The organism is Acidithiobacillus thiooxidans ATCC 19377 (assembly GCF_009662475.1).
GTDB lineage: Bacteria > Pseudomonadota > Gammaproteobacteria > Acidithiobacillales > Acidithiobacillaceae > Acidithiobacillus > Acidithiobacillus thiooxidans.
This window is the reverse complement of sequence record NZ_CP045571.1, coordinates 853,720-877,120: the sequence shown is the minus strand read 5'-3', so window position 1 is coordinate 877,120 and position 23,401 is coordinate 853,720. Positions and strand designations below refer to the sequence as shown.

Below are 23,401 nucleotides of genomic sequence, written 5' to 3'. Positions count from 1 at the left end.
GGCACCATAGGATCTCGTTAGCGACAACCACCTAGTGTAGTGTTGCATTCTTTTTGCTGCTTAAGTGGCTGTTGGCGCGAATGACCTTTTGCAGGATGTCGCGGGCGGTTTTGGTCCAGATGAAGGGTTTGGGACGGGTGTTGTGGTGGTCGATGTACCCCTCAATGGCCTGGATGAGTTCGGAGACCTGGTGAACACCCCACGACGTAACCGCTGGGTCGTCATATCCCGAAAGAAACGCTCGACCATGTTGAGCCAGGATGCCGAAGTGGGCGTGAAGTGCATGTGAATACGCGGGTGCTTGTCGAGCCACGCCTGTACTACCGGGTGTTTATGGGTCGCATAGTTGTCGGCAATCAGATGCAGAGCCTTGTCCCTGGGCGTCTGCCGATCAATTTTCTTCAGGAACTTCAGCCATTCCACATGGGTATGGCGCTGTTGACACTGTCCGATGACCTGACCATCCAGCACGTTGAGTGCGGCAAACAAGGTCGTAGTACCATTACGTTTGTAGTCGTGGGTCATCGTTTCTGCGCGGCCCTTTTTGAGGGGAAGTCCCGGTTGGGTCCGGTCCAGGGCCTGCACCTGACTTTTTTCATCCACGCAGAGCACCAAGGCATGCTCCGGGGGAGACATATACAACCCCACAATATCTTCCAGCTTTTCCACAAAATGCGGATCACGTGACACTTTGAAACCACGCAGCAGATGGGGCTTAAGGCCATGCTTGCGCCAATGCCGCGACACACTGGCGGCACTGACACCCAGTTCTGCCGCCATCCTGCGCGTACTCCAATGCGTCATCGCTTCCGGCTTACTCTGCGTGGTCAATTCTACCAGGCGGGCCACATCCACTTTCACCGGAGGGGCGCCGCGCGTTAAATCGCGTTCAATGCCCGACAAGCGGTGTTCCAGATAACGCTTGCGCCAACGTGCGACTTGCAGGCGATCCACCCCCAGGCGCTCCGCAATTTCTTTGTTCTGCAAGCCCTCTGCCGCCAGCAATATCATCCGTGCCCGTAATGACAAGCGGACACTGCTTAATCGGGAGGCGACTATACGGGACAACTCGGACAGCTCTTCGCTGGTTAAAATGACTGTGGGCGCAACTCGCAAGGCTCGACTCCATTCATACCCTCAACATGGAGCTATTTTATCATCATTAACCTTAAGGTTCACCAAGAATGCAACACTACACTAGGTTCATCACCGCGTAGGTGATTGAGAATGCGTTGACCCCGAGGCGGGGCAGCTTATGCCACCTGCACCTCCCGGATCACCTCCGGGTGCTTGGCTGCGATGCGTAGTAGCGTCATCGCTGCACCGGACGGATTACGCCGCCCCTGTTCCCAATCCTGAAGGGTGCGAACAGACACCCCCATCAGCGCGGCAAACTGGGATTGTGACAATCCTGCGCTGATACGGGCCTGCACAACCTGTGGCACGTCGATCTTATGGACAGCGCCTTTTTTCCCGGCCTTCATCTGCCGGACGGATTCCAGAAGTTCTGCGCCAATATCACGCTTGGCGTCCCGTTCCATGAGTTCCTTTTCAGTCATCGGCAGCATCAATCTCCTTGCCTAATTGCTGCAACGCCAGCCATGCACAGAACTGGCCACGTTCTTCTTCTGTCCAGTAATCCGGCCATAGGCTCGTAAACAGCGGTGTCTCGATCAAGATAAACATACAGGCAGCTCATACGGCATAGCCGGACCATTAGGAAGTGTGAAGATGCCCGTGATAGACATGACGAACTTCATGAACATTGCGTGCTTTCTGGATAAAGCTCGCAGGAATGACTAAAAACTGGACAGAGGTCTTATGCTCCGAAGACCGGGATTATCCGAACGAACCCTCACTTACCAGGACAATGAAACTGATCCATTCGTCTCAGTCGGAGATCCTCCGCCGGTAGTTTCAGTCACATTCGTCGCTTCAGGTGTCACATAGCTTGATCCCCCTCCTCCGCCACCACCTTCGTCGTAGTCTCCCCCGTCCGAGCCGTAGCCTCCGCCGTAGTAGCCGCCACCGCCTCCACCACCGCCACCGTTTCCATTATTACCCTCGGAAGCAGCAATGCCTCCGCTGTCATCGGAAAAGGTGCTGGACAGTGCTGCTGAACCCGCCGGGGCTACGGATATGTAGGTAGGAACCCCCGTATTGACCTCTGGGCATAGCTCCCCATCGGTTCCGGCCTGAAGATCCGTGGCCCCGGTTCCTTCGTCCTGACAGCTACCGTAGTCAACCGGTGCGATCTCACCGTTCATCCCCGGGTTGCCTCCGGATCCACCTTCGGAATAGGCAAGACCGCTTCCGCCGCCATTACCTGCTGCACCACCACCGCCTCCGGCCACACCCCAAATGGCATTACCTGAGGCCACTAAACTGTAACCGCCGCCATTCCCGCCTGAATATTCTGAAGAAGGGTAGGCGATCTGGCCGGCAGTCCCGACCACTACGGTTAGGGGAGATCCTGACGACACCAGGTTGAAAGAGACTGAACCGCCAGGACCGCCCCCTAAGTCGGCATCCGTAGGATTACCGCCACCTGCTCCGGCTAAGACTGCAGCTATCTCACAGCCGGCTGGAACGGTTACCTGATACACCCCAGGCGTGGTAAAGCTTTTACTCCCGGGCTCACTACAGGAAGGTACCGGATTACCGGGAAGGGTCTGCCGGAAAACATAAGTGGTAGCCGCCCCAGAATAACTGAGGCTGGCCAAGGCCGTGAGCAGGGCGAGCGTTAAACCGACGCGTTTGAAGGTTACCATGACATATCTCCAGGAAGTTTTCTAATATAGCGTTTCAAGGAGAAAAACAGGGATCAGGCTCAAACCGGAGCAATCTCTCCGCAGAGCTTTATTCCCAGCACTCCTTGCGGCAAATAGGCCCGTCATTCCCCAGAATCTCGCACCTACTTCAGAATGGGTGTAAATGGGTGTATTATTGGTTCATGTTGAAAATCGACACCATTCAGATCACCCCGGAGATCCTGAGGCTCATCGCCAGGATCGATGAGTTCAAAGGTGCCTGGCGCGCCTTGGGCACACTTGCGCCCGACCGCCTGTCGGCCCTGCGCCGGGTAGCCACCATCGAGAGCATCGGCTCGTCCACCCGCATCGAAGGCAGCAGACTGTCCGACCGGGAAGTGGAGCGGCTGCTGTCGAACCTGGAGATCCAGTCCTTCGCCTCACGCGACGAGCAGGAAGTGGCGGGCTACGCCGAGCTGATGGACCTGGTGTTCTCGTCGTGGCAGGACATACCATTCACCGAAAACCACATCAAACAGTTGCACCAGATCCTCTTGCGCTACAGTGAGAAGGACACCTGGCATCGGGGCCAGTACAAGACCAACCCGAACAGCGTCGCTGCCTTCGACGAAACCGGCGCGCAGATCGGCATCGTGTTCCAAACAGCGTCACCCTTCGATACACCTCGGCTGATGACGGAGCTAATGGTCTGGGTAAACCAGGAGCGGGAGTCTGCCAGTCTGCATCCACTGCTGATCATCGCCTTATACATCGTCGTGTTCCTGGCGATCCATCCATTCCAGGACGGCAACGGGCGACTCTCCCGGGTGTTGACCACGCTGCTGCTCCTGCAGGCCGGCTACGCCTATGTGCCGTACAGCTCGTTGGAGAGTGTGATCGAGCAGAGCAAGGAAGCGTACTACCTGGCCTTGCGGCAGACACAGGGCACGATCCGCACCGAGGCACCGAACTGGCAGCCGTGGCTGTTGTTCTTCCTGCGCTCCCTGGCCGAGCAGGTTCGGCGCCTGGAGAAAAAAGTCGAGCATGAGAAGATCGTGCTGGCGACCATGCCGGAACTGCAGCTACAGATCGTCGAGTTCACCCGCGAACACGGCCGCGTCACCATTGGCGAGGCCATCAAGCTGACCGGGGCCAGCCGCAACACGCTGAAGCAGCATTTCCGGGTGTTGGTGGAGCACGGCACGCTGAACCAGCACGGCAGTGGCCGAGGCGTCTGGTACGACCTGCGCTGAAGGCCTACCCCAACATACCTATTTTGGGTACGTAAATACCCATTCCGGGTATGACGCCTGCCCTAAAACCCGCATTGACTTTTGCAGGATCCATCTCGGCCGCACGACCCAGACCGGCTGGCCCCATGCCAGGCCTATACTTTCTAGGCCCTCACTCAAGGAGTACGCATGGAAATATATGACCGGCAGTTCCCGCCCTACCAGCATCATTGCCTGACAGGCCGGCGTTTAGCCCACGGCGATCTTGACCCCTACTGCAAGACGCCGTACCAGCGTGGTTGGTTTTTAGCCGTTGAACGGTACCACTATCAGCCGACTAAACTGGATCTGGAGATATTCGAAGAATCTGGTGAATTCGATCGGGCAATGACTGAATTCAACTTGGGCGCAGCCGAGGGTGAAGCCGAAGGTCTTCGAAGGTCTCGATTACCGCCGAAGTTCGATTTTGATCAGTTTGTTCTAGCAGCCCGTCGGTTTTAACTTCGGACTACTGCCAGATTTCGCCCCGAATTTTTTGAAATCACTCGTTTTGAGTCTTTTTTGGTCATTATTGCCCTGTTTTTTGCGGTTTATCTGCATTTTCCTGCCCTACAGACGCAATACGGCCATGCGTTTTATGTTCCACGCCAGGCAGACCAGACTCCATTCTCCTTGAACCTGACGCAGGCCGCGCAAGGAGAACTGCCGGAATCCCATCACCGATTTGATAATCCCGAAGACCGGTTCTACCGTTTGTTTGCGCAGACGGTAAACGCTTCGGCCTGCCTGCGTCTTCAGACGATGTATCATCGCCTGCATGCGGGTTGCATTTTCAGGGAGGTCTTCCGGTTCTGTATGCCGTTGCCGCCAGTCGGGATGGTGTTCTTCTCGGGCCACGGCAATGAATGGGGTAATCCCCAGCGCTTCGCAGGCCTCCACATTCTTTTCGCTGCAGTAACCCGTATCGGCTACCAGCGCTTCTATGGGCCCCAGTTGCGCTGTTTGTGCCTGGAGGGTTTTCAGCATGGGGATGACCTGTTCCTTGTCATTGGGGGCCTGACTGACTCCGGTGGCTACCACCAGCATTGTCTGGTCATCTACGGCGGCCTGGGCATTATAGGTTTGTTCAAAGCCACCGCCTGAGACCGGCATGATGCGGGATTCTTCATCGGTGAGATTGATCTGGTCTTGCGCTTTAGGCGCCGGGTCCGATGCCTGGGGGGCTTTGCCTCGGGGCTTTTGTCCCAGGGCTTCCCGTTCTGCACGGCGCGCCATTTGCGTGTCGTACTGCGCTTTCTCTTTGGCATAACGGGCCTGTGCCCGCTCGGCAATCTTCGCCTTGGCCGCTGCCATCACGGCCAACCGGTCTTCTCGGCGCTGGATCTCTTCGGGCAGATTCACGCCTTCGGGAAACCCGGACTGATCCGCCTGTTCTGCCAGTGCAAAGAGTTCCTGTACTTCGGCCTGGAGATGACGCTCCATCTGTTCGATATGCCCATGGGACAGGGCTTGATGTTTGGAAGCGTTGGCGTGGATCTTGGTGCCATCCAGACACACCCGGCCGATCTTCAGCAGTTTCATCTCCTGTGCCAGTTCCAGGACCTGCACGAACAATCCTTGCAGTTCGCCCAGAAAACGGCGACGGAAGGTGGCCAGGGTATCGTGATCCGGATGGCTGCCGGCCGCGAGGTAACGGAAAGCCACGGAATCATAGGTGGCTTGTTCCAGTTTACGGCTGGGAAAGACCCCGTTGGCATAGCCGTAGACCAGAATCGCCAGGAGGGTGGCCGGGTGATAGGCCTTATGGCCACGACCTGCATATTGTTGGACCAGTAACGAGAGATCAAGCTGATCAATGACTTCCACAATAAATCGCGCCAGGTGCCCTTCCGGGAGCCAGTCGTCCATGGAGGGGGGCAGAAGATAATCGGTCTTGCGGTTAGTATCGAGGAAGTGGGCCATGAAATCACTCATCACATTGAATTATAAGTAATTATATGATAATTCGACGCAAAGGGAAAGTCCGACAAGCTCCTAGTGCCCTTGGAATTATCCCCTATTGTTCCCCTCATTGCAGGGCTTGATGCCAAACAACGAGAAACTTTGAGTGTGGGGGCTTCCGTCAAAAACCAGCAGCAACTCACCATTTCGCTCAGATTTTACTTGACGGGACTTTTAAAAAACCTTCTTCCGTCAGGCGCTATTTTATAACCTACACGGTCAGGACTATTCGCGCACTTGAGCTGTCCTATCCTTTCACCAACTTCGCTGCGCTGGGATCGTAGAAGTAGCCGGTAATGCTGCCATCCTTGATGCGCACGACGGCCTCGTCGATGACGAACAGCGGGATAAGAAACCATTCCTCAGGCTGCACAGGATGACCGAAGCGGTCGTTGATGGTGATATTCAATCGTGCGGGTGCGAACAGCCTGTGGAACAGGTTCTCCATCCGGGTGCGGTTAATGCCCGCGAGCTTGTAGGTCGCCACCACCTCAACTTTAGCCAGCAGGTAGGTCGCATCGTTTTCCGCGTTGGCGATACGCGTCTCCACCTTGCCCCCCGTCACGCCGATCTTGTGGATCAGATCGCGGTGCTGTGCCACATAGGGATGGTCAGATTTAGAACGCAGAACATAGATCGTGCCGCTTTCAACATCATCGGCCTCAAGCTCGTCACCGAAAGAGAGTTGCCCACTTTCGGGCGAGGCTAGCCGCCGTGCAGCGGGATCGTCATAAAAGGCGCGCTGGAGCGAGCGCAGCAGCATATTGCTCTCGGTACCGTTGGAGTAGATGACGCGCAAGCGGCGATCCACTTCCCGGGCGGTGGTTTTCAGCGGTTCACCGACCTCTGCGACGAAGAGCGTGAGACCATCGAGCACGAAAAAGTCTCCAGCATCAATCGCGCGGCGGCCGGCTTTGATGAGCTGGGCCTGACGCAGGCCCGTCTTGAGGTCGGCTTGCACGCCCCCAAATAGTGGCTTGAAGGTCTCAAAGTCTTCGCATGGCTTGCGTTCGGCGATCGCCTCGGCGGCGCGCTTTTCGGCGCTGGTGCGGACATGACGTAGGACCGTAATATCGCCCCCGTCGGCTACGCCCGCCAGCTCGGAGGCCAGGTCGTCGATGTCGATAGTTTCCTCTGCCGGATCAGCAGATAGTAAGTTCTGATAGTCCAGCGGCTCCAGCAGGGTGCTGAAGTCCGGGAGCGCGCGCAAACGGTCCAGACGTACGGCGTAGAGACGCTCGAAGATATCGCGGTCTTCACCATGCTGCGGCGTATGGCCGTGCTTCTCGGTGAAGCGTTGGATATCCTTGAAGCCCGCGATGACGCGCTCCTCAATTGCCGACCGGCCGCCCTTCTTCTCGGGCGGTGCGAAATCAGCAAGCTCTGCAGCCAGATCGTTAAGATCAGAATTACTCATAGCGTCCTTCTGCCTTGAAACGCATGAAAGCCGTCGCGCCTTCTGCCATACGTCGTTCCCAGGCATCCTGAGAATTAAGCGCCGGAATGCGGCCGCGTTCCTTTTTGAACTGAACCGCCCGAACGGCCAGATCTTTGGCTTCCTCTGGCGTCAGACTCGTGCGTTTGGCGGTGATCGTCGCCGCGACTTGCTTCAAGCTGTCCTCACTCATAGCCTTGGCAAGGATGGCATAGGCTTCGCCGAAAGGATTGATGCGGTCGATCAGGTCAATGTCCAGGTCGCGAACGTCCATTGCGAAGCGGCGCACACCGTCGATCAGGCCAGTATTGGGCGATCCACCGCTGTCGCTCACGCTTTGGCCTTCGGTGACCACCCGCTTGGCCTGCTGCGTGAGATTGAGCGCGGCAATAGCGTGCTGGCGCACTGCCTCCTGATCTTCGGCGTCAAGCTCAGGATACTTGCCCTTAATGATCTTGCCCATGCGAACCAGCGTTAGCTCCTCGGGCACCAGTTCCTCGTCAAACAGACCGCGCTCGAGGGCGGGTTTGTCCTGCACAAAGGCCGCGATGACTTCGTTAAGGTCCTCATGACAGATTCTGGTCGCCTCCTTGCTCTTGGGCTCGGCGATCCCCTTGATTTCGATTTGGAACGTCCCTGTCTGCTCGTTGACACCGACATTGCAGCGGTCCGGGTCGTAGCCACCCTCGCCGTAGTTGAAACCCGGTGTGGGGGTATTGTCCGGATTCTTGGGCTTGAACTCAAAACGCGGCGCAAGCACCTGTTCCATCAGCAGACTGGCCGCGATGGCCTTCAAAGTATCGTTGACGGCCTCAGTGACCGCTTCCCCAGCCGCATCCGGTTCGGCGATCAGGTTGCTGAACCTTGCGCGGGTCTTGCCAGGTGCGTCGCGGGTCGCTCGGCCGATAATCTGCACGATCTCGGTCAGGCTGGCGCGGTAACCCACGGTCAGCGCGTGTTCGCACCAAATCCAATCGAAGCCTTCTTTCGCCATGCCCAGCGCGATGATGATGTCCACATGGTTGCGGTTATTCTTCTGCGCGGGGTCTTTGAGTGCGGCGGACACGCGGTCGCGCCTCGTGGCGTCGTCATCGACGAGATCAGCGATCCGCAGTACGCGGCCAGCATCTGGACCACCTGGGGGCCGCTTGACAAGCTGGAAGCCGGTCGCAGGGTCGATGCCTTGCCACTCCCCAAGCGCCTCGATGATGTGTTCCACCTCGCGTACCTTGTCCTTCGTGCTCTCGCGCGAATTGACGTTGGGAATGTGGATAATGGTCTTCTCGGCGGGATCGAGAACTTTGAGGATGTCATCGACATAAGCCCCACTGTAGAAGAAGTAGCCGATGTCGAGTTGCTTGAGGTATTGATAACCGTTGAGTTGCTCGTAGTAGGTATAGGTGACGGTATCGAATTTCGACTCGTCCTGCGGCGCCAGCACGGCCTCGGCATCGCCCCGGAAATAGGAGCCGGTCATGGCGAGGATGTGCGTTTTCCCCCGCGCGAAGAACTGCCCAAGGTGCAAGCCGAGCTTATTGTCCGGGTTGGCCGAAACATGGTGGAACTCATCGACCGCGATCAGGCGGTCGTCGAACGCCTCTACCCCATAGGTATCGACCGCGAAACGGAAGGTGGCGTGGGTGCAGACCAGCACCTTGTCGTCGCCTTTAAGGAATGCACCAAGAGACTTTACCTTGCCGCCATTGTCATTACCCGGAGCGTTGCACAGGTTCCACTTGGGTTCGACCTGCCAGTCCGCCCAGAAGCCGTATTTCGACAGCGGCTCATCGTTGAAGCTGGCCCCAATGGTCTTTTCCGGCACGACGATAATGGCCTGCTTCAAGCCTTGGTTCGCCAGCTTGTCGAGCGCGACGAACATCAGTGCACGGCTTTTGCCCGATGCGGGTGGCGACTTGATGAGCAGGTATTGCTCGCCACGCTTTTCAAAGGCCCTTTCCTGCATGGGCCGCATCCCCAGCGCATTGGCCTTGGTCGACGCGCCGTTACGGGCGTAGGTGACGGAGACGGAGGGGATGGATTTATGGGCGCTATGGGTCATTTCTTGCTCGTCTGTTGTAGTTCGGCTTGGTCCTTCAAAATGGCCCTGTCAAACCAGTCCGGCACATTGGTTACTTGAGATTTATCGGCATTTTCGGGAACTTCGCGCCAGAAAGCCAAGATCGCCGCCGAGAACGCCTGAAACTGATCGTCGCTCACTTTAAGATGAGTGTGATCACGATATTTTGTGTCCATCCAAGTTCTGCTGTAGCCTTTGAACGAATCGTCAAGATATTCAGGAAAGTTATCCCATAGATCACGGAGGGAGTTTCCTTTGCCATGTTTGTAGACATTAACCACAAGACGGCACGCATTAAGCGTACGGAAGTAATCTGTATTGCGAATATTCCAGCTTAAGCTTTCCAGCAAATCGACGATTTTGTCGAAATCGACCTTCCAGACCTCCGAAGCAGCTTTGTCGCCTTGATGCCAGTAGTGAATCTCACGCACCAGCCAGCCGCGAAGCTGCTTGTCCCACTCATGGAACATTCCGGCTACGACACTCAAACGTGTCTGCTCGCGCATATCGCTCAAGAGTCCGTAGAACTCAATGGCGACATCGTTGGTCGTTTCATAGAAACCTCCAGGATCATCCCGATCTGGATCAAAGTATTGAGCGCTTCGCTCTAGCCATTCATCGGCGGCACGATCAGCGTCAGCATCAATACTATCGAACTGCGAAAGCAAGCGTTTCCTCGCTTGTTCGACATAAAACAAATGAGTTTTAATCAGAGATTCCCGAAATGGCCCCCACATTTGGAACAATACGTTCACGGCCTAGCCACCGCCTTACACTTCTTGATCGTGGTCGCAGCGGTCATCTTGGCGTAGAGGTCAAACAGCTTTTCCAGCCGCTCGGTGTCGTTCTTGAAGCGGCGACCAATGTAGATACGCTCCAGCACTTCGTCGTTGCGGTCATGGGCGGCGCGCAGATCATCGGGCATCTTGTCGGGGGCGTACAGATCGGCGATGGTCGCCGGAAAGTGATGCTCCCGCGCCAGCAGGATGTCCTCGGCGCAGCGGGTGAGATCGGCCTTGTTTTTCTCGGTCAGCGTCGGCACCGGGAAGGTGTTCCAGCCGAGAGTGTTGGAGTAGCGGAAGTCGGTTTTCAGCTTGCCGCAGACGGTGGCGATCCAGACCAGGTGCAGGCGGCTGGCGATGAGCGCCATGTTCCAGAGGGGGGCATCGTAGAGGGCGAAAGCGAGGTTACTGACGATCGAATGGTTGTCGATAAGTCCAACAGGAAGATACTCGCGGCCTTCCGACGACACACCTGGAAGGATCAACGTGTGCTTTTCGCCGTGATACATCTCACGAAACTGATGAGCCCGCGATGCCATTTCATTCGTGCCCGCATCTTTACTTTTAAGCCGCATTTCCCGAACGCCATCAATGCAAGCTCGAATAGAGCCTATCTGCAAGGCCTGCGGCAATTTTTCATCGGGAATCCAGAGGCATTTGCGAACTACTCCGCGAATGAACTCGGCAGAGCCGTAGATGCGCCGAAGAAAGGTCTCTTCATCCTGCTTACTCAAACCGAGCGAGACCGCGTCATCCGCCGAAAACAAGAGGTTTCCTCCATCGACGGGCATGTTACCGAAAGACATATCGGGCAGACCCGAAACGCTCTTACGCTGACCCTCAACCACCACGTCCTCACCAACGGTCAGATACGGGGTGATGTTCGCCGCCTCGCGCACTGTTGTTTCGCCGGCGCGATTCAGATCATAGAGCTTGCGGCTTTTGCTCGCGTCCGTCGCAAGCCCGATGATTGCAACCGTGACACCCGCGTTGTGGCTTGCCAAGTTCGTCCACTTAAACGAGGTGTGCGCAAAACGAATGAAGGAGCCCAGTTTGAAAATCTCCGGCCATAAAATCGGAACAATACGGCCTTGGCAAATGGAGTTCGTGCTGACAAATGCCGATTCCGCTTGGGCCGTCTTGGCGTAGGCGGCAGCTTTAATGAACCAGCCACCCACGTAGTCAATCTGCTTGGACGAAATGCCGTAGGGGTCAAATACCGCAGCCAAGTCCGCTTTTTGTTCTTTGGTCTGCGTCTGGCTGCCTTTGTATGGCGGATTTCCGCAAATATATGTCTCTCCTCCCTCGTTCTCGAAGTCGATCTCAGCTTGATCGAGCGACGTATCAAACCAGTCATCGGCTAGCAATGTCACGCCCTTGCCCGTCGGTGGACAAATGCTCAACCAGTCCAGCCGCAGCGCATTGCCGCAAGTGATCCAATTTTCGTTACGCAGAGGGAGAAACTCGGCCAGTGCCAGCTCCTGCCCCCGGTACAGCACGTCGCACTGATACTCGGCAATAACCAGCGCAAGGCGGGCGATTTCCGCCGGGAAGTCGCGTAGCTCGATCCCGCGAAAGTTGGTGACTGGGATTTCTGATGCGCGATCCGGTTCTCTACGCCGCTTGTTGATCTCGGCCTCAATGGCGCGCATCTCCTTGTAGGCTATGACCAGGAAGTTCCCAGAGCCGCAGGCCGGGTCGAAGACCCTAATCCTCGTCATCCGCTTGCGCAGGTTTAGCAAGGTGCGGGAATTGTCTCCCGCCTCTACCAGCTTTGCCCGTAGGTCGTCTAGAAACAGTGGATTCAGCACCTTCAGGATGTTGGGAACACTGGTGTAGTGCATACCCAACTCGCCACGCTCCTCATCCTCGGCGATGGCTTGGATCATTGAGCCGAAAATATCCGGGTTGATCTTGGTCCAGTCCAGTTTGCCGACTTTCACTAGGTAGGAGCGAGCGATTTTGCTGAATTGAGGCACGTCCACTCTGCCAGAGAACAGTCCACCGTTCACATAGGGAAAGCCGTCGGCCCATCGGGGAATCCTGGCGGCGGTCCGTTCCTCACGCTTAGTGTTCATGGCAAGGAACAGCGTGCTGATCACCTCGTGCGTGTCGGACGAGTCCATAGCGCTCATCTGGGCGAGGGTTTCTTTAAAACGGCCATTTCCCCCGAAGATGTTCGTGTCATCGGCAAAGAAGCAGAAAATCAGTCGCGCCATGAAGTGGTTCACATCGTGGCGACGCTCCGACGTGCCCCATTCAGGGTTGTCGAGTAACAGCCTAACGTACAGGCGATTCAGTAGTTTGGTGGCGTTGATGTCAAAGACATTTTCGCTGATCTGGCGGACGGTACTGATGCCCGCCAACGGCCGGAAGAAGTCGAAATATTCAGGAAAGTCCTTGAAAGCGCAGACAACGGTATCGCCGCTAGTCAGGTCTTCGGCCTCGAAGTCTGCGCCGTCAGTGGCGAGAATGAACTTTACCTTGGCTTTGACTGTGGCCTTGCTAGCCTTGAGGGCGGTCAACGTTTGCTCCGCCCGCCCAGCGTCGCAAGTCAGGATGTGGATGTGCCTGGCCTGGAGCACTCCACCGAGGTCGGACTTGTTCGACATTCCCTCACGCAGGCGCTTAAGGGTCGTCGCATTGTTGTCAAAGGCTTCAAGAAAGGCGTAAGGAAACTCTGCGGGATCGAAGGACTGCTCCGCGAGGTCGGTGAGGGCCTGCGCGATCTCAACTGGCTTCAATGCCCCCCCTCAGGTCGCTCATAGGCTGCCCCACTGCAAATCGGGTTATGAGCGGAGATAAATGCATGCTTGAGGTCGGTAACAATATGTTCGCAGTGATCATAGCGCTATTTCATCAGAACTCATTGCGGCAACCTGCAACAGGGTACAATAAAGTCCAGCACATTAGAATATCTGGATAAAATCACCGGGCAAAGGGAATGCTTCGATCCCTTTTGGGACAGAGGGCAACACCCCCTACCAACCCGCAGGCTGTCGTGCTGAAAATGGGGCAGCCAGAGAAGCGGCAAGCCGCTTCAAGGGGAACTGCGGCTTCTGATGTACTTCGAAGATTTCAAACCCGCATCAACTCCAAAAATCATACAGCTTTTTGGCAGGGGCAACTTTGCGGGTTGGGTTCCTATATTGCGGGTCAACAACTCAAGGAATGCATCGATGACCCCCTACACCGTGATAACAAACCCACTACAACCCATATCTACACCGTTGTCAGCTCTGGTCTTACTCGCCCCTTCAACGGGACGCGAAGTTGGACCCAAGGATTCCCAGAAATGGATCCGCCCCTCTCCACCCGGCGACACTTTGTATGTTGAAGACTCATCAACTCGCAGGACTTTCCATCAGCATGGGTGTGATTTACGCCACCGGCTCGGCGTACCAACTCAAGTCGTATACCGACCTGCGGTGAAGCTTACGCCAGATCTCTTGAAGCAGTACATCGAGGATCGGATCGAACCTTTGCGGAGGTTGCAAGCCTTGCTCGCCGCTGATCCCATGTTTTCCGCGCTGACGGACCCGGATTTGCTTACTCTATCCACCAAAAGCATTTCCACTGAGGGCCTTTTTTTGGAAACGCTGGACCACCGAAACATCGGGCGATTTGAGAACGTATTATATGCTTGGACGGGGGCCGCATGGTCGGTCATCGATAAGTCACGGCTCGAGTCGGCAGCTGTTCAGTTTCTCACGATAGTTCAACCTTCAAAGCTGTCAGAGAAGATGGTCCGCTCCATTCTCGCTTGCGCTAGCTTATCGACTCGTGTTTTCTGCATCCCAGAGCCATCACAATCGGTTGTGCGCGTCGCTTTCAGCGACTGCACCGTCGAAATCACGGACCAAATAAAAGCGGTGAAGCCAGATAAAAAACATGGATTGCGGCACTCCGTCGTCGCGGCCTGGGGAGACAGAGAGCAACCGACTCCGATCTTCACCAGATTCATTAGTCGCATCTTGCCCGATCCCGCAGTACGTCAAGTAGTACTCGAATATGTAGGTTATACGCTTTTAGCCGACACGCGCTACCAGGTAGCGCAATTTTGGATCGGGAATGGAGCGAACGGCAAATCGGAACTCGCCAAAATCATCGCAGCACTACACCGCCAAGTAGTTTCGCTCAGGATCGCGGATCTACAGGGCTTTGGCAGTCAGGGACTGATCGGTGCTAGTCTGATCGACGTTGACGAAACACCAGCCAGGATTGATGAGCAGGCTCTTAAAAGTCTGATCTCAGGTGACCTGATCTGCCTGGACAGGAAATACCAAGCACCTATTTCCCTCAGGCCCACAGCAAAATGGATTATACGCGGAAACGCGCTCCCAGCCGTATCAGACCAGTCCGATGGATTTTGGCGACGGCTGCAGCTGGTCCGTTTCGGTGCCCATATCCCTCCGAGCGAACGCGACCCAATGATCGGTCAAAAAATCATTGACCGAGAGTTGGCCGGCGTGGCTTCGCTGGTTATCCACGCTCTGCACAGATTGTTGCAACGAGGACGTTTCAGCGTGCCGGCCGCGATGGTCGAAATCCAGCAGGAGCTGCGGGTCGGTGCTAACTCGGTTTTAGCTTGGGTAGATGACAGAGAGGTACAGATCGACAATACTGCAAAAAATGAGTCCTCAAGGGTGTACCAGGCTTACACATCCTGGTGCATAACGCATGGATACAAATCCGTGGCCGACTCCAAATTTTGGTCACAACTTCAAACCGCCCTGCCTGGTCTGGTGAAAACCAGGAACCGCACACCAAAGCGGCGACTCACCATCACTAATGTTAGGTTCTTTTGATTCCCAATTTCAATCGACCCTCACCCCAGATATGCCGTATAGCAAAGCGTGTTGCGCCGCATAGGTCGTCAGTTCGGGGGTGCTTGATAGCGCCCTAGGTGATAACGACTCGAGCAGTTGGATGTCGGTCAAGTTCGAGGCAGGGAATCACAGGAGAAGCCCCTGCGGGCTTCTCCCTGCATGCTGCGCGAGGCTTTAGCACAGACATCAGGAGGATCACGGGAAATCTGGTGAGTACTCAATCCCTTGTTTCTTCCAGCGGGCTGATTGGCATATACCGGTCAAGGTGGACAAGGGTAGAGTCATAGGCACCATGGCCAGATTACACGTTGATTATGTTGGGAATAATAAGCATGCCCAAAGTGGACAGGGTATATTTAAAAAAAGAGAAAAAAAAGGGTATCAGGATAAAACCGATAGATCAAAAAAGGTTTTCTTTTCTACCTTGGCCACCGTGGCCACACCTGTAAGACAATGATTACTGAGGACAACATCTGTCCTGAGACTTCCTGAAGCCCGCCTAACCAACCTTGTCCGCGCCCTGGATTTCTTGTCTTTGTTGCAATATTGAAAACGCGGGATGTTCAGGATTCGTCTAGACCTAAAATTCATCAGAAATTGAACCTTCAGGGGTCAATCAGATCTTGTGAACTTATATGAACCGCTCGAACAGCATCCCCTTGTGATGTGCGTCCTTGGCGAAGTGGTTTAATTCGTTCATCCATTCTTGAAAACTGTTAGGCATTTGCGGAATCTTCCTGTGAAGCGATTGCGTTAATAGTAATACCGAACTGAAATAATGATGAGTTCTTCTGACGTACTGCGATAAACGAGCCGGTTCACGTCATCAATGCGCCGTGACCAGTATCCGGAAAGGTTTTCCCTTAATGGTTCAGGCTTGCCAATGCCGGAATGCGGGTTCCGCAGGCAATCCTGGATCAGCATGTTTACTCTCCGCAGAGTTTTGCGGTCCTGTCTCTGCCAGTATTGGTAATCTTCCCATGCGGCCAGCGTCCAACAGATGCGCTCAGGCATCGGCTAAACGATGGGGCTCTCGGCTCCCTGCCTGATCCTGGGCAATGGATTGGGCCAGATGTGCGGCATTTGCTGGCGAGCGGAGCAGATGGACCGTTTCCATGAGGCTGTTGTAATGTTCCTGGGATAACAGAACCGCATTGGCGGATCCGCGTCGGGTGATGATCGTGACATCGGCATCTGCCGCTGTGCGGTCCATCACTTCCTTGAGATGGCTCCGGGCCTCTGAATAGCTGACTATGTGCATGGCTGTTTTTCCTCTCGTACAATTTAGAGTACAAGACTAGGTGGTTATGGGTTGTTCGTCCAGCATTTTGATTGGCGTATGGCGAAGTGATGCGATTTAATCACTGGCTACAATCCCAAATGTGGCTTTTATTGCGTGTGTTCCAGGGGGATGGTTTTCAGCGCCCAGAGATTGACAGGGTGTCCTCTGATGCTTTTGACACAGCGTAGCGCATGTACCTGGCTATGACGTTCCATGTCCAGGATGATGCTGTTGATGCGACTGGCGCTGAGATGCAGCTGTTTACTGATTTCAGCCACAGTCATGGGACCTGCGCGCAGGCAGGCGATAACGCGGTCCCGATCTTGGAGAGTCAGTCTATCCATGGACATCCTAATATTGAACGGTCCGCCTTTGATTACGGTTTCGGGGATAGTATCATGGCCGCCATCCTGAGGTGAAAAAAGCCCACATCGGTGTGGGCTAGTCAGAGGAACTACGCGCGACGTCATTCCCGGGCTGCTCGGCATTGTCCTTCCGGGCAAGGACCTGACGAAACGAACCCGCACAGGTTCGCTATGCCTCATTGCTTTCTACCGTACCGCTGTACATCGCCTGGCGCAAGCGAAAATCATCACATTTTTTAACACATTGACTATCTGTGGATGGACGAATTTGTGCTAGGCTGAGGGTAAACAATTCAGGAAAGGATCATTGCTATGCGCATGGATCAATACACAGAAATTCAACGCAGAAGTTTTCGGGTTCTGCGGCTGATCACCACCCTGGTTGCGGTAGCTATTCTTTCAGGATGCATCGTTGCTCCTGGCGGATATGGGTACGGCTACCGTGGGCATCCCCCCATTCACCGAGGATGGTGGCACCACAGGCGGTGGCGGTGATGCCATGGATGCTCATAGGAAAAAGTATCGTGACTACTTCATATCCAGTTTCCTGTCAGTCACGTTTTGGGGGCTACTGCTGTTCGCAACATGGGCGGCTTCGAGCCCAATGGCCGCCGCACAGATAAATTTCGCGTTCTCCGTCGGAGACGGGGTCAATGCGTATTACCTGCCTAACGTGTCAAACTTTGTGTACGCATATGATAATTACTACTACGACTGGACGGGCAATGGCTGGCTGTACAGCACGGACTACTATGGTCCTTGGTATCTATTACCGGCAACCAGCTTCTTGCCACTCCCGCTCGAATATGGGCCGCCACCACCGACTTATCCCTACCAACCCTATTTCTTCTGGTGGCGATCCAGAGTGGCGCCCTGGTATCAGGTGCACCATCCCCATTGGTGGTTTCGGCACCATGCGGACATGGCGCATTACCGGATATGGCGGTCCCGCGTGATCCCTTTATACCGGGGTAGGCCTTTTTATCGCGGACCCATGCACCCGGTATTTCACCACCCATATCCCGTTCGTCGGATTGCCGGGCCGGTGATGCGGGGCAGAGTAATTCACCCGGTGGTTCATCCGATATTCAGACCAGGATTTCGACAGGGCGCACGTCCCGTTTTTCACCCGCCTATGCACGGACCTATAGCGCGTCCGCACCCAATCTATCATCCCGGTCAACCACAACGGTTCCACCCAAGATTTCGCCATCCGCCGGTACATCGTGCCATGCACCCGGTTCAAAGAAATAGAGGGCGGAGAGGTCCTGGCGGGCAACATGACCATTGACCCGGATACTTAATTGCCACTTTTGCTCGTGTTGTTTGGACCCAGACCAGCGTATTAACAATCCGGGAGTCTCAAGCATGGACCGTTACAGTAACAAAATAACGTGACGGGTCACGGAATCTTAAAACCCGTTCTGCAGGACATTAAAACGTCAGGGCGTATCTCCTAGGCTTGTTCGACCTCCACGCGGGCAAGACCAAAGCCCGCCAATTGATCGTCGATTTTCATGAAGTTGCCATCGTCGACCCATGAATACGTGAGCTTTACTTGTTCATTTGACTCACTCACGATTTCTGGCTCTTTCACCCCTGAAATAGCGTTCAGAGCATTAATTACATCAGTTCCAATACGTTGCCTGGACAAAAACCCCTTCATCCCGTCCCGCTTCAGGGTCATCGTATGTTTATACATATTTTATTTCTCCTTCGTAAATTGATACATATAGATATTCCCCACGCCAATGTTAAACTACAAAACGATGAAGTGACGCCATTCTGGGGGGCTGTCTTGAAAAAACTGGGAGTGGCTATGCTGATGGCGGTAGTAGGGTATGCAGGGATGGCCCAAGCCACTATATATGAGTGGGTAGAAAACGGGATTGATACCTACAGCGACTCGCCACCTTCGGCAGAAAATGGTATGGGCGGTCACTTTCACGGCGCTTATACTGAGGGCGGTGTTGAAGTGTCTATTTCGAGGGCCAATCCAGAAATCCTGGCGGCCAACGCGGCTTCCAATGCGGAGTACAAAGCCAGACAAAAACAGAAGGCTCTTGCTGCAGAAGATGTCCGGCTTGTAAAACAAGAAGCGAAAGAGGATGCAAAGATGGCGAAGTATGGGGTCTATCCAAATACTGCCACTGCCCGTCATCATAGCAATCAGGGCCAAGCAATTCCCATTGTAAATGGAAACGGAGGCACCGTGGTTGGGATTGGTGGAGGCTTAGCAGTTGGGCAAAACGGCCACACTTATACAGATGTTGGCGGCGGTCTTTATCAAGAAAACTAATAGAGCTCTGGGATGTGTAAAATGAGAAAAATAAGTTTGGCGCTGGTGGCTCTGATGGGGCTGACTGGTGTGGCGTATGGAGCGAATTGGGTGCAGATTGGGCACGCAAGCGACAACGCTCTATTTATCGCGCCTGCTGAGCCCCACGATTGTGTGTGGGAGAAGATGCAATATTCCGTTCCACAAAGAAAAGCTGGGGAATATTTTGATAAAATAGTTTCCTTAACTAAAGTAAATTGCGCCGCCGCTTGGACTAAAGAACTTCAAATATCGATATATCTAGGCAACCATGTATTGGAAAGCGAGTCTGTCCATGAGCCCAAACAATACGCAGCCCCAGGAACAGCATCTGCGGTCTTACTAAATGCAGTCTGCTCCAAAAAGTAGCCTACGGCTGCACAGCAATCGGTGGCATCTGGTGCAGGCCGCGCCCACTGAACTACTGTCCTGGGGTTTGGTGTGAAACGCCAATTAGGCGGTAACTTAGAACTCTACAGCGAATGTCATCATTTCATTTTTCTTGAAGACCTCAAGCGCGAATGGTGTCGACAATGTGTATAGGTCGCGGATTGAATAGTCTTTACCTGGAGTTGCACCAGCTTCCATTAGCGAACGCTCCATATTTTTAGCCATGATGAGAAGAAGATCCTCGAGGGTGCTGGCGTCGGCTTTCCCGACTTGGCGAATAAGTGGTGTAGTCATGCATGCTCCTTAATGGCCTAACATAAATTGGACGGTACTATCGGTGCTAAATAATATGAGGCGATCCTCCTGTTGGTTGCGGACAGAATGTACCACATGGTCACGATATTAAGGACAGGTTACCATGCAGATGGTGGATGCAATGCCATTCTGGGGGGGGGAGTATGAAGAAATTGAGATTGGCGGTTTTGGCGCTGCTTCTGGCCGGAACCGCTGCAAACGCCTATGCGGCCCAGTGGGTAAAGCTGGCGTGGAGTAATGGCGAAACTGAATGGGCTATGCAGGCGACTTCACCTGGGGAGTTTTGGGTAAAGCTTAAATGTGACCACCGACAGGAAGTGGGCGCTCATTTTTATGACGAGATAGTGAGTCTCGATAAAATAAACTGCACTACAGGCTTGATCAGAGACATACAAGAGACTGACTACCTACACGGCACTGTCACGTACTCAGGAGGACGAGGGTCTAGGGAAGCCTTTTATGGAGCCCCCGGTACGTTTGGTGCGGCTCTCATAAAAGCCGTATGCGGGGCAAAATAGTCAATCTTCCTGTTGGTTTTAGATGGCTCATAGTCCCAAAAACCCCGCAACTCAGGTATTCGATCGCACGGCAACCTGAGCCACACGGGCGGGCAGGCGCACCCGCAAACACCGCAAGCCCTGACGCTGCCTGGGGGGGTCAGACACCCCCTGGGAACGACTTCTGATTATAACTATAATCAGAAATATTCAGGTCCCAAGTTGCCTCCCCTCTACCGGCGGCTTATGCTAATTATCGATTCTTTCAAGGGAGCGTGCTCATGGCGATGGCCGACGACGCTGAACAAGCCCTACCGGCTTTTCGGGTGCCTGAACTGGACGCGATCAAGGCGCAAATCGCCGAGGTCCGTGGCGTGCAAGGTCAGACGAGTAAACGGCTTGGTGAACAGGTGGCCCAGATCCTTGCGCAACGCCATGAGGCAACGGAAGCCTCAGCGCGCATGGAAACCCGGTTGGATGGCCGCATGAACCGTATTGAGGACCAAATCAGCAAGATGGGATCCGGTCTTGAGGCCCAAGTGAAGCAGCTGGAATCAGCCTTCGGCGTAAATATGGAGCACCTGGAGTCTACTCTTGGCGCTCGGATGGAGCATGCCGAATCGGCTGCCACGGCGAGAATGGATCGCTTCGAAGACAAGTTGGAACGCCAGACGGATAAACTGGATCAACTGATCCTCTTGTTTTCCCCGCAAATTGCTTTCCCCCAAAATCGCGCCACGGGTTAAACCCCGGATGAAGGTTGCGCCTAAACCCCATCCACCCCTCCGTCCGCTACTGGATGCCCGCCAGATTACGGACAATCCTGAGCGGGTTTCCCGGGTCAACACCCGCATTTTATGGAGAAGCAGGAAGACTGCAAAAGGTCATTCGCTCCAACAGCCGCTTAAGCAGTAAACAGATGCAACACTACACTTAGGTTAACTTCTGAGCTTTGTAGGTATTCAAATATCCTCTGGGACAGAAGCCAATTGCGGTCGCGTGTCAGCATTGAACGAGTCAACGGAGATTCGGCGTACTATAGCTGACGCCGGTAGCGCGCGGAGTGCCAACCGACCTGCAAGCTCATGAGAGCGGGTTGGCCACGTATTGACATGCAACGTCATGGGCAGGTGAGGAATTGGAGTCGGACCCCATGTGACGCGACAGTGAACTAATTCACCATCGACAAACCACCGCACGAAGCATGGATCCCATTCAATGGCAAACCGATGTAAGGTTTTTGATGCGTCAAACCCCAACGGAATGCTAACGGGGGTTCCCCGGTAACCGTAGTCGAACTTCGCCCCTTCTGAACCCGGGTTGTAGAATACGTTGACCAACAGCCGGTCAGGACGATTACCTGTGATCTCGACGTCAATTTCCTGTCGGGGCGACTCACGGTGAAGGAAAAATCCGGTCACCAAGCCTGGGACATTCGTCGCTTGCAGCGCAACTTCGAAGCGCCCAAACAAGAAATTACTTCTGCTGGAGACCGCTGCCGCACTAAGATTTCGAACGCCAAGCGGCTCCTTGATAACCGTCAGTGAAAGGCCACCGCTCAGTTGTGGGATAACATTGGCAGGGCGAAACAGTCCAAGATTCCCGGGAAATGTATCGTTTCGCAACAACCACCGTGCTGGCTGGATATCAGCCAGGTTGTCCTCAAAGATCACCCGTGATGAGAATGATGCTTCCATTTGATTGAATGCGCTCGCCCTGATTCCCTTCCAACTCGCACGCGGTTCCACAAGAGCTATGCTCGAAAGTGGTGTACGGGCGCGTTACAACTGGCTTGAATGAGGTGGCGTACTGTTGCTACAAAGGGTTTCCGACTCAAAGAGCAACATAAGGAGTACGCCGTGGAAAAGAATACCGTAATAGCAGGTGGGATGGGAGAGTTGGGTCTGGGCATTGAAGGGATACTTCGACGCGCGGCACGCTCTCTGATTGAGCAGGCCATAGAGGCAGAGGTGGCGGTATTGCTGGAAGAATTTGCGACAGTGCGGATGGTTGATGGGCGTCAGGCGGTCGTGCGTAATGGGCATCTGCCGGAGCGCGAGATCATGACCGCTCTGGGTCCGGTACCCGTCAAAGTACCCAAGGTGCGGGACCGCTCAGGATCGGGGATCAAATTCAATTCGGTACTGGCGCCTCCGTATGTACGCAAATCACGAACGGTAGCCGCTACAGTACCTTGGCTCTATCTGCATGGGGTGTCTTCCGGCCACATGCAGGAAGCCCTTTCCATTTTGCTGGGTGATGAGGCCAAGGGACTTTCACCTGCGGTGTTGGGACGTCTCAAGGCGGAGTGGGCGCAAGAGTATGCCCATTGGCAACACCGCTCCCTACAGGGAAAGCGCTATGCTTACTGGTGGGTAGACGGTATTTATACGAACCTCCGTGCGGAGGAGGATCCGCGTATCTGCCTGCTGGTGATTATCGGCGTGACGGCAGAGGGCAAGAAAGAGCTGGTCAGTGTCAGTGACGGCCTGCGCGAATCCAAAGCTTCCTGGCTGGAGATCCTGCGTGACCTGCAGGCGCGCGGTCTGGAGGCGGCCCCTTTGCTCGCCATTGGGGATGGTGCCATGGGGTTTTGGGCCGCACTGGATGAAGCCTATCCCGAAACTGGTCAGCAACGCTGCTGGGTGCATAAGACCGCCAACATTCTCAACGAACTTCCCAAAGCCCAACAGAGCAAAGCCAAGGCAGCGTTGCAGGAAATCTGGATGGCCGCCAATCGCCAGGCTGCGGAAAAAGCACTGGACGTGTTTGTGCGCAATTACCAGGCAAAGTATCCCAAGGCCGTGGCTAAACTGGAAAAAGATCGGGCTGAATTGCTCGCTTTCTATGATTTTCCAGCCGAACACTGGCGGCATATCCGGACCACCAATGCCATTGAGTCCACCTTCGCTACGGTACGCCACCGGACTACCCGGACGAAGAACTGTGTATCACGCAGCAGCTTTCTGGGATTGGGTTTCAAGATGCTGCAGCAGGCTGAAAAACGCTGGATTGGGATTTATGCTCCAGAGAAAGTCCTGCAGCTTTTTGCAGGGGTGAAATTTATCGATGGCTTACCGGCTAACCTCACCCTGCCGGATGATCAACAGACCGCCGCCTGATCTATGT

21 protein-coding genes and 1 pseudogene are annotated in these 23,401 nt (G+C 54.6%); 7 read left to right on the top strand and 15 right to left on the bottom strand.

The window, feature by feature from the left end; genetic code table 11:
- Nucleotides 1-31 precede the first annotated feature (31 nt).
- From GCD22_RS04605 to GCD22_RS04590, 4 genes and pseudogenes are all read right to left on the bottom strand, one after another.
- Nucleotides 32-1,116 (bottom strand): annotated as a pseudogene (locus GCD22_RS04605) (IS630 family transposase).
- 137 nt (nt 1,117-1,253) lie between these two features.
- Nucleotides 1,254-1,559: a helix-turn-helix domain-containing protein gene (locus GCD22_RS04600; RefSeq protein ID WP_226831495.1), complete on the bottom strand. Its 306-nt coding sequence runs from the start codon at nt 1,557-1,559 to the stop codon at nt 1,254-1,256.
- Nucleotides 1,552-1,686, bottom strand: coding sequence for a hypothetical protein (locus GCD22_RS18700; RefSeq protein WP_254892772.1), 135 nt, complete (start codon nt 1,684-1,686; stop codon nt 1,552-1,554). The genes GCD22_RS04600 and GCD22_RS18700 overlap by 8 nt, the downstream gene beginning before the upstream one ends.
- A gap of 173 nt (nt 1,687-1,859) precedes the next feature.
- Nucleotides 1,860-2,771, bottom strand: coding sequence for a hypothetical protein (locus tag GCD22_RS04590; protein WP_081577529.1), 912 nt, complete (start codon nt 2,769-2,771; stop codon nt 1,860-1,862).
- Nucleotides 2,772-2,953: 182 nt separating this feature from the next.
- On the opposite strand from GCD22_RS04590, the gene GCD22_RS04585 reads away from it, so the two are divergent.
- Both GCD22_RS04585 and GCD22_RS04580 read left to right on the top strand, forming a co-directional pair.
- A complete protein-coding gene (locus GCD22_RS04585; RefSeq protein ID WP_031574719.1) occupies nt 2,954-4,003 on the top strand; it encodes a Fic family protein in 1,050 nt (349 codons plus the stop codon).
- A 168-nt stretch (nt 4,004-4,171) separates the two neighbouring features.
- Nucleotides 4,172-4,483 carry a hypothetical protein gene (locus GCD22_RS04580; protein WP_081577530.1) on the top strand — a complete coding sequence of 104 codons (312 nt, stop codon included), beginning with the start codon at nt 4,172-4,174 and terminating at the stop codon, nt 4,481-4,483.
- A 108-nt stretch (nt 4,484-4,591) separates the two neighbouring features.
- On the opposite strand, the gene GCD22_RS04575 is transcribed toward GCD22_RS04580, so the two are convergent.
- The 5 genes from GCD22_RS04575 to GCD22_RS04555 all read right to left on the bottom strand — a co-directional run bounded on the left by GCD22_RS04575 (nt 4,592) and on the right by GCD22_RS04555 (nt 13,021).
- Nucleotides 4,592-5,944, bottom strand: coding sequence for an IS1182 family transposase (locus GCD22_RS04575; protein ID WP_153940471.1), 1,353 nt, complete (start codon nt 5,942-5,944; stop codon nt 4,592-4,594).
- Nucleotides 5,945-6,230: 286 nt separating this feature from the next.
- Nucleotides 6,231-7,400: a GIY-YIG nuclease family protein gene (locus GCD22_RS04570; protein ID WP_081577531.1), complete on the bottom strand. Its 1,170-nt coding sequence runs from the start codon at nt 7,398-7,400 to the stop codon at nt 6,231-6,233.
- On the bottom strand, nt 7,393-9,477 hold the full coding sequence (locus GCD22_RS04565; RefSeq protein ID WP_081577532.1) for a DEAD/DEAH box helicase: 2,085 nt from the start codon (nt 9,475-9,477) through the stop codon (nt 7,393-7,395). The genes GCD22_RS04570 and GCD22_RS04565 overlap by 8 nt, the downstream gene beginning before the upstream one ends.
- Complete coding sequence (locus GCD22_RS04560) at nt 9,474-10,250, bottom strand: hypothetical protein (protein WP_081577533.1); 777 nt, start codon at nt 10,248-10,250, stop codon at nt 9,474-9,476. Before GCD22_RS04560 ends, GCD22_RS04565 begins: the two co-directional genes overlap by 4 nt.
- Nucleotides 10,247-13,021: a class I SAM-dependent DNA methyltransferase gene (locus GCD22_RS04555; protein ID WP_081577534.1), complete on the bottom strand. Its 2,775-nt coding sequence runs from the start codon at nt 13,019-13,021 to the stop codon at nt 10,247-10,249. Before GCD22_RS04555 ends, GCD22_RS04560 begins: the two co-directional genes overlap by 4 nt.
- Before the next feature lie 318 nt (nt 13,022-13,339).
- Here GCD22_RS04555 and GCD22_RS04550 point away from each other — a divergent pair, with 318 nt between their 5' ends.
- Nucleotides 13,340-15,085, top strand: coding sequence for a DNA primase family protein (locus tag GCD22_RS04550; protein ID WP_081577535.1), 1,746 nt, complete (start codon nt 13,340-13,342; stop codon nt 15,083-15,085).
- Between the two features lie 774 nt (nt 15,086-15,859).
- Here GCD22_RS04550 and GCD22_RS04545 read toward each other — a convergent pair.
- From GCD22_RS04545 to GCD22_RS04530, 4 genes are all read right to left on the bottom strand, one after another.
- Nucleotides 15,860-16,120, bottom strand: a complete 261-nt coding sequence (locus tag GCD22_RS04545) for a Txe/YoeB family addiction module toxin (RefSeq protein ID WP_065974078.1) — start codon at nt 16,118-16,120, stop codon at nt 15,860-15,862.
- On the bottom strand, nt 16,113-16,367 hold the full coding sequence (locus GCD22_RS04540; protein ID WP_065974079.1) for a type II toxin-antitoxin system Phd/YefM family antitoxin: 255 nt from the start codon (nt 16,365-16,367) through the stop codon (nt 16,113-16,115). The genes GCD22_RS04545 and GCD22_RS04540 overlap by 8 nt, the downstream gene beginning before the upstream one ends.
- Nucleotides 16,368-16,495: 128 nt before the next feature.
- Nucleotides 16,496-16,732 carry a DprA-like winged helix domain-containing protein gene (locus GCD22_RS04535; protein ID WP_153940470.1) on the bottom strand — a complete coding sequence of 79 codons (237 nt, stop codon included), beginning with the start codon at nt 16,730-16,732 and terminating at the stop codon, nt 16,496-16,498.
- A gap of 1,477 nt (nt 16,733-18,209) precedes the next feature.
- Complete coding sequence (locus GCD22_RS04530; protein ID WP_065974022.1) at nt 18,210-18,455, bottom strand: hypothetical protein; 246 nt, start codon at nt 18,453-18,455, stop codon at nt 18,210-18,212.
- On the opposite strand from GCD22_RS04530, the gene GCD22_RS04525 reads away from it, so the two are divergent.
- On the top strand, nt 18,444-19,052 hold the full coding sequence (locus tag GCD22_RS04525) for a DUF4124 domain-containing protein (protein ID WP_081577537.1): 609 nt from the start codon (nt 18,444-18,446) through the stop codon (nt 19,050-19,052). The genes GCD22_RS04530 and GCD22_RS04525 overlap by 12 nt on opposite strands.
- Before the next feature lie 21 nt (nt 19,053-19,073).
- Nucleotides 19,074-19,439 (top strand): surface-adhesin E family protein, encoded by a 366-nt coding sequence (locus tag GCD22_RS04520; RefSeq protein WP_139112093.1) that lies wholly within the window; start codon nt 19,074-19,076, stop codon nt 19,437-19,439.
- Between the two features lie 96 nt (nt 19,440-19,535).
- Here the strand turns inward: GCD22_RS04520 and GCD22_RS04515 are convergent, their stop codons facing one another.
- Complete coding sequence (locus tag GCD22_RS04515; RefSeq protein ID WP_065974025.1) at nt 19,536-19,754, bottom strand: hypothetical protein; 219 nt, start codon at nt 19,752-19,754, stop codon at nt 19,536-19,538.
- 799 nt (nt 19,755-20,553) lie between these two features.
- On the opposite strand from GCD22_RS04515, the gene GCD22_RS18130 reads away from it, so the two are divergent.
- Nucleotides 20,554-21,018: a hypothetical protein gene (locus GCD22_RS18130; RefSeq protein ID WP_211371692.1), complete on the top strand. Its 465-nt coding sequence runs from the start codon at nt 20,554-20,556 to the stop codon at nt 21,016-21,018.
- A gap of 216 nt (nt 21,019-21,234) precedes the next feature.
- Here the strand turns inward: GCD22_RS18130 and GCD22_RS04505 are convergent, their stop codons facing one another.
- Nucleotides 21,235-21,969 carry a glycoside hydrolase family 16 protein gene (locus tag GCD22_RS04505; protein ID WP_153940469.1) on the bottom strand — a complete coding sequence of 245 codons (735 nt, stop codon included), beginning with the start codon at nt 21,967-21,969 and terminating at the stop codon, nt 21,235-21,237.
- 192 nt (nt 21,970-22,161) lie between these two features.
- On the opposite strand from GCD22_RS04505, the gene GCD22_RS04500 reads away from it, so the two are divergent.
- A complete protein-coding gene (locus tag GCD22_RS04500; RefSeq protein ID WP_306670500.1) occupies nt 22,162-23,394 on the top strand; it encodes an IS256 family transposase in 1,233 nt (410 codons plus the stop codon).
- The last annotated feature ends 7 nt before the right edge of the window (nt 23,395-23,401 follow it).

Excerpts from the sequence above, each read along its gene's own strand:
- GCD22_RS04600 (WP_226831495.1), bottom strand. The coding sequence starts at position 1,559 with ATGACTGAAAAGGAACTCATGGAACGGGACGCCAAGCGTGATATTGGC.
- GCD22_RS18700 (WP_254892772.1), bottom strand. The coding sequence starts at position 1,686 with ATGTTTATCTTGATCGAGACACCGCTGTTTACGAGCCTATGGCCGGAT.
- GCD22_RS04590 (WP_081577529.1), bottom strand. The coding sequence starts at position 2,771 with ATGGTAACCTTCAAACGCGTCGGTTTAACGCTCGCCCTGCTCACGGCC.
- GCD22_RS04585 (WP_031574719.1), top strand. The coding sequence starts at position 2,954 with ATGTTGAAAATCGACACCATTCAGATCACCCCGGAGATCCTGAGGCTC.
- GCD22_RS04580 (WP_081577530.1), top strand. The coding sequence starts at position 4,172 with ATGGAAATATATGACCGGCAGTTCCCGCCCTACCAGCATCATTGCCTG.
- GCD22_RS04575 (WP_153940471.1), bottom strand. The coding sequence starts at position 5,944 with ATGGCCCACTTCCTCGATACTAACCGCAAGACCGATTATCTTCTGCCC.
- GCD22_RS04570 (WP_081577531.1), bottom strand. The coding sequence starts at position 7,400 with ATGAGTAATTCTGATCTTAACGATCTGGCTGCAGAGCTTGCTGATTTC.
- GCD22_RS04565 (WP_081577532.1), bottom strand. The coding sequence starts at position 9,477 with ATGACCCATAGCGCCCATAAATCCATCCCCTCCGTCTCCGTCACCTAC.
- GCD22_RS04550 (WP_081577535.1), top strand. The coding sequence starts at position 13,340 with ATGTACTTCGAAGATTTCAAACCCGCATCAACTCCAAAAATCATACAG.
- GCD22_RS04545 (WP_065974078.1), bottom strand. The coding sequence starts at position 16,120 with ATGCCTGAGCGCATCTGTTGGACGCTGGCCGCATGGGAAGATTACCAA.
- GCD22_RS04540 (WP_065974079.1), bottom strand. The coding sequence starts at position 16,367 with ATGCACATAGTCAGCTATTCAGAGGCCCGGAGCCATCTCAAGGAAGTG.
- GCD22_RS04535 (WP_153940470.1), bottom strand. The coding sequence starts at position 16,732 with ATGGATAGACTGACTCTCCAAGATCGGGACCGCGTTATCGCCTGCCTG.
- GCD22_RS04525 (WP_081577537.1), top strand. The coding sequence starts at position 18,444 with ATGTTTATACATATTTTATTTCTCCTTCGTAAATTGATACATATAGAT.
- GCD22_RS04530 (WP_065974022.1), bottom strand. The coding sequence starts at position 18,455 with ATGTATAAACATACGATGACCCTGAAGCGGGACGGGATGAAGGGGTTT.
- GCD22_RS04520 (WP_139112093.1), top strand. The coding sequence starts at position 19,074 with ATGAGAAAAATAAGTTTGGCGCTGGTGGCTCTGATGGGGCTGACTGGT.
- GCD22_RS04515 (WP_065974025.1), bottom strand. The coding sequence starts at position 19,754 with ATGACTACACCACTTATTCGCCAAGTCGGGAAAGCCGACGCCAGCACC.
- GCD22_RS18130 (WP_211371692.1), top strand. The coding sequence starts at position 20,554 with ATGGCGATGGCCGACGACGCTGAACAAGCCCTACCGGCTTTTCGGGTG.
- GCD22_RS04505 (WP_153940469.1), bottom strand. The coding sequence starts at position 21,969 with ATGGAAGCATCATTCTCATCACGGGTGATCTTTGAGGACAACCTGGCT.
- GCD22_RS04500 (WP_306670500.1), top strand. The coding sequence starts at position 22,162 with ATGGGAGAGTTGGGTCTGGGCATTGAAGGGATACTTCGACGCGCGGCA.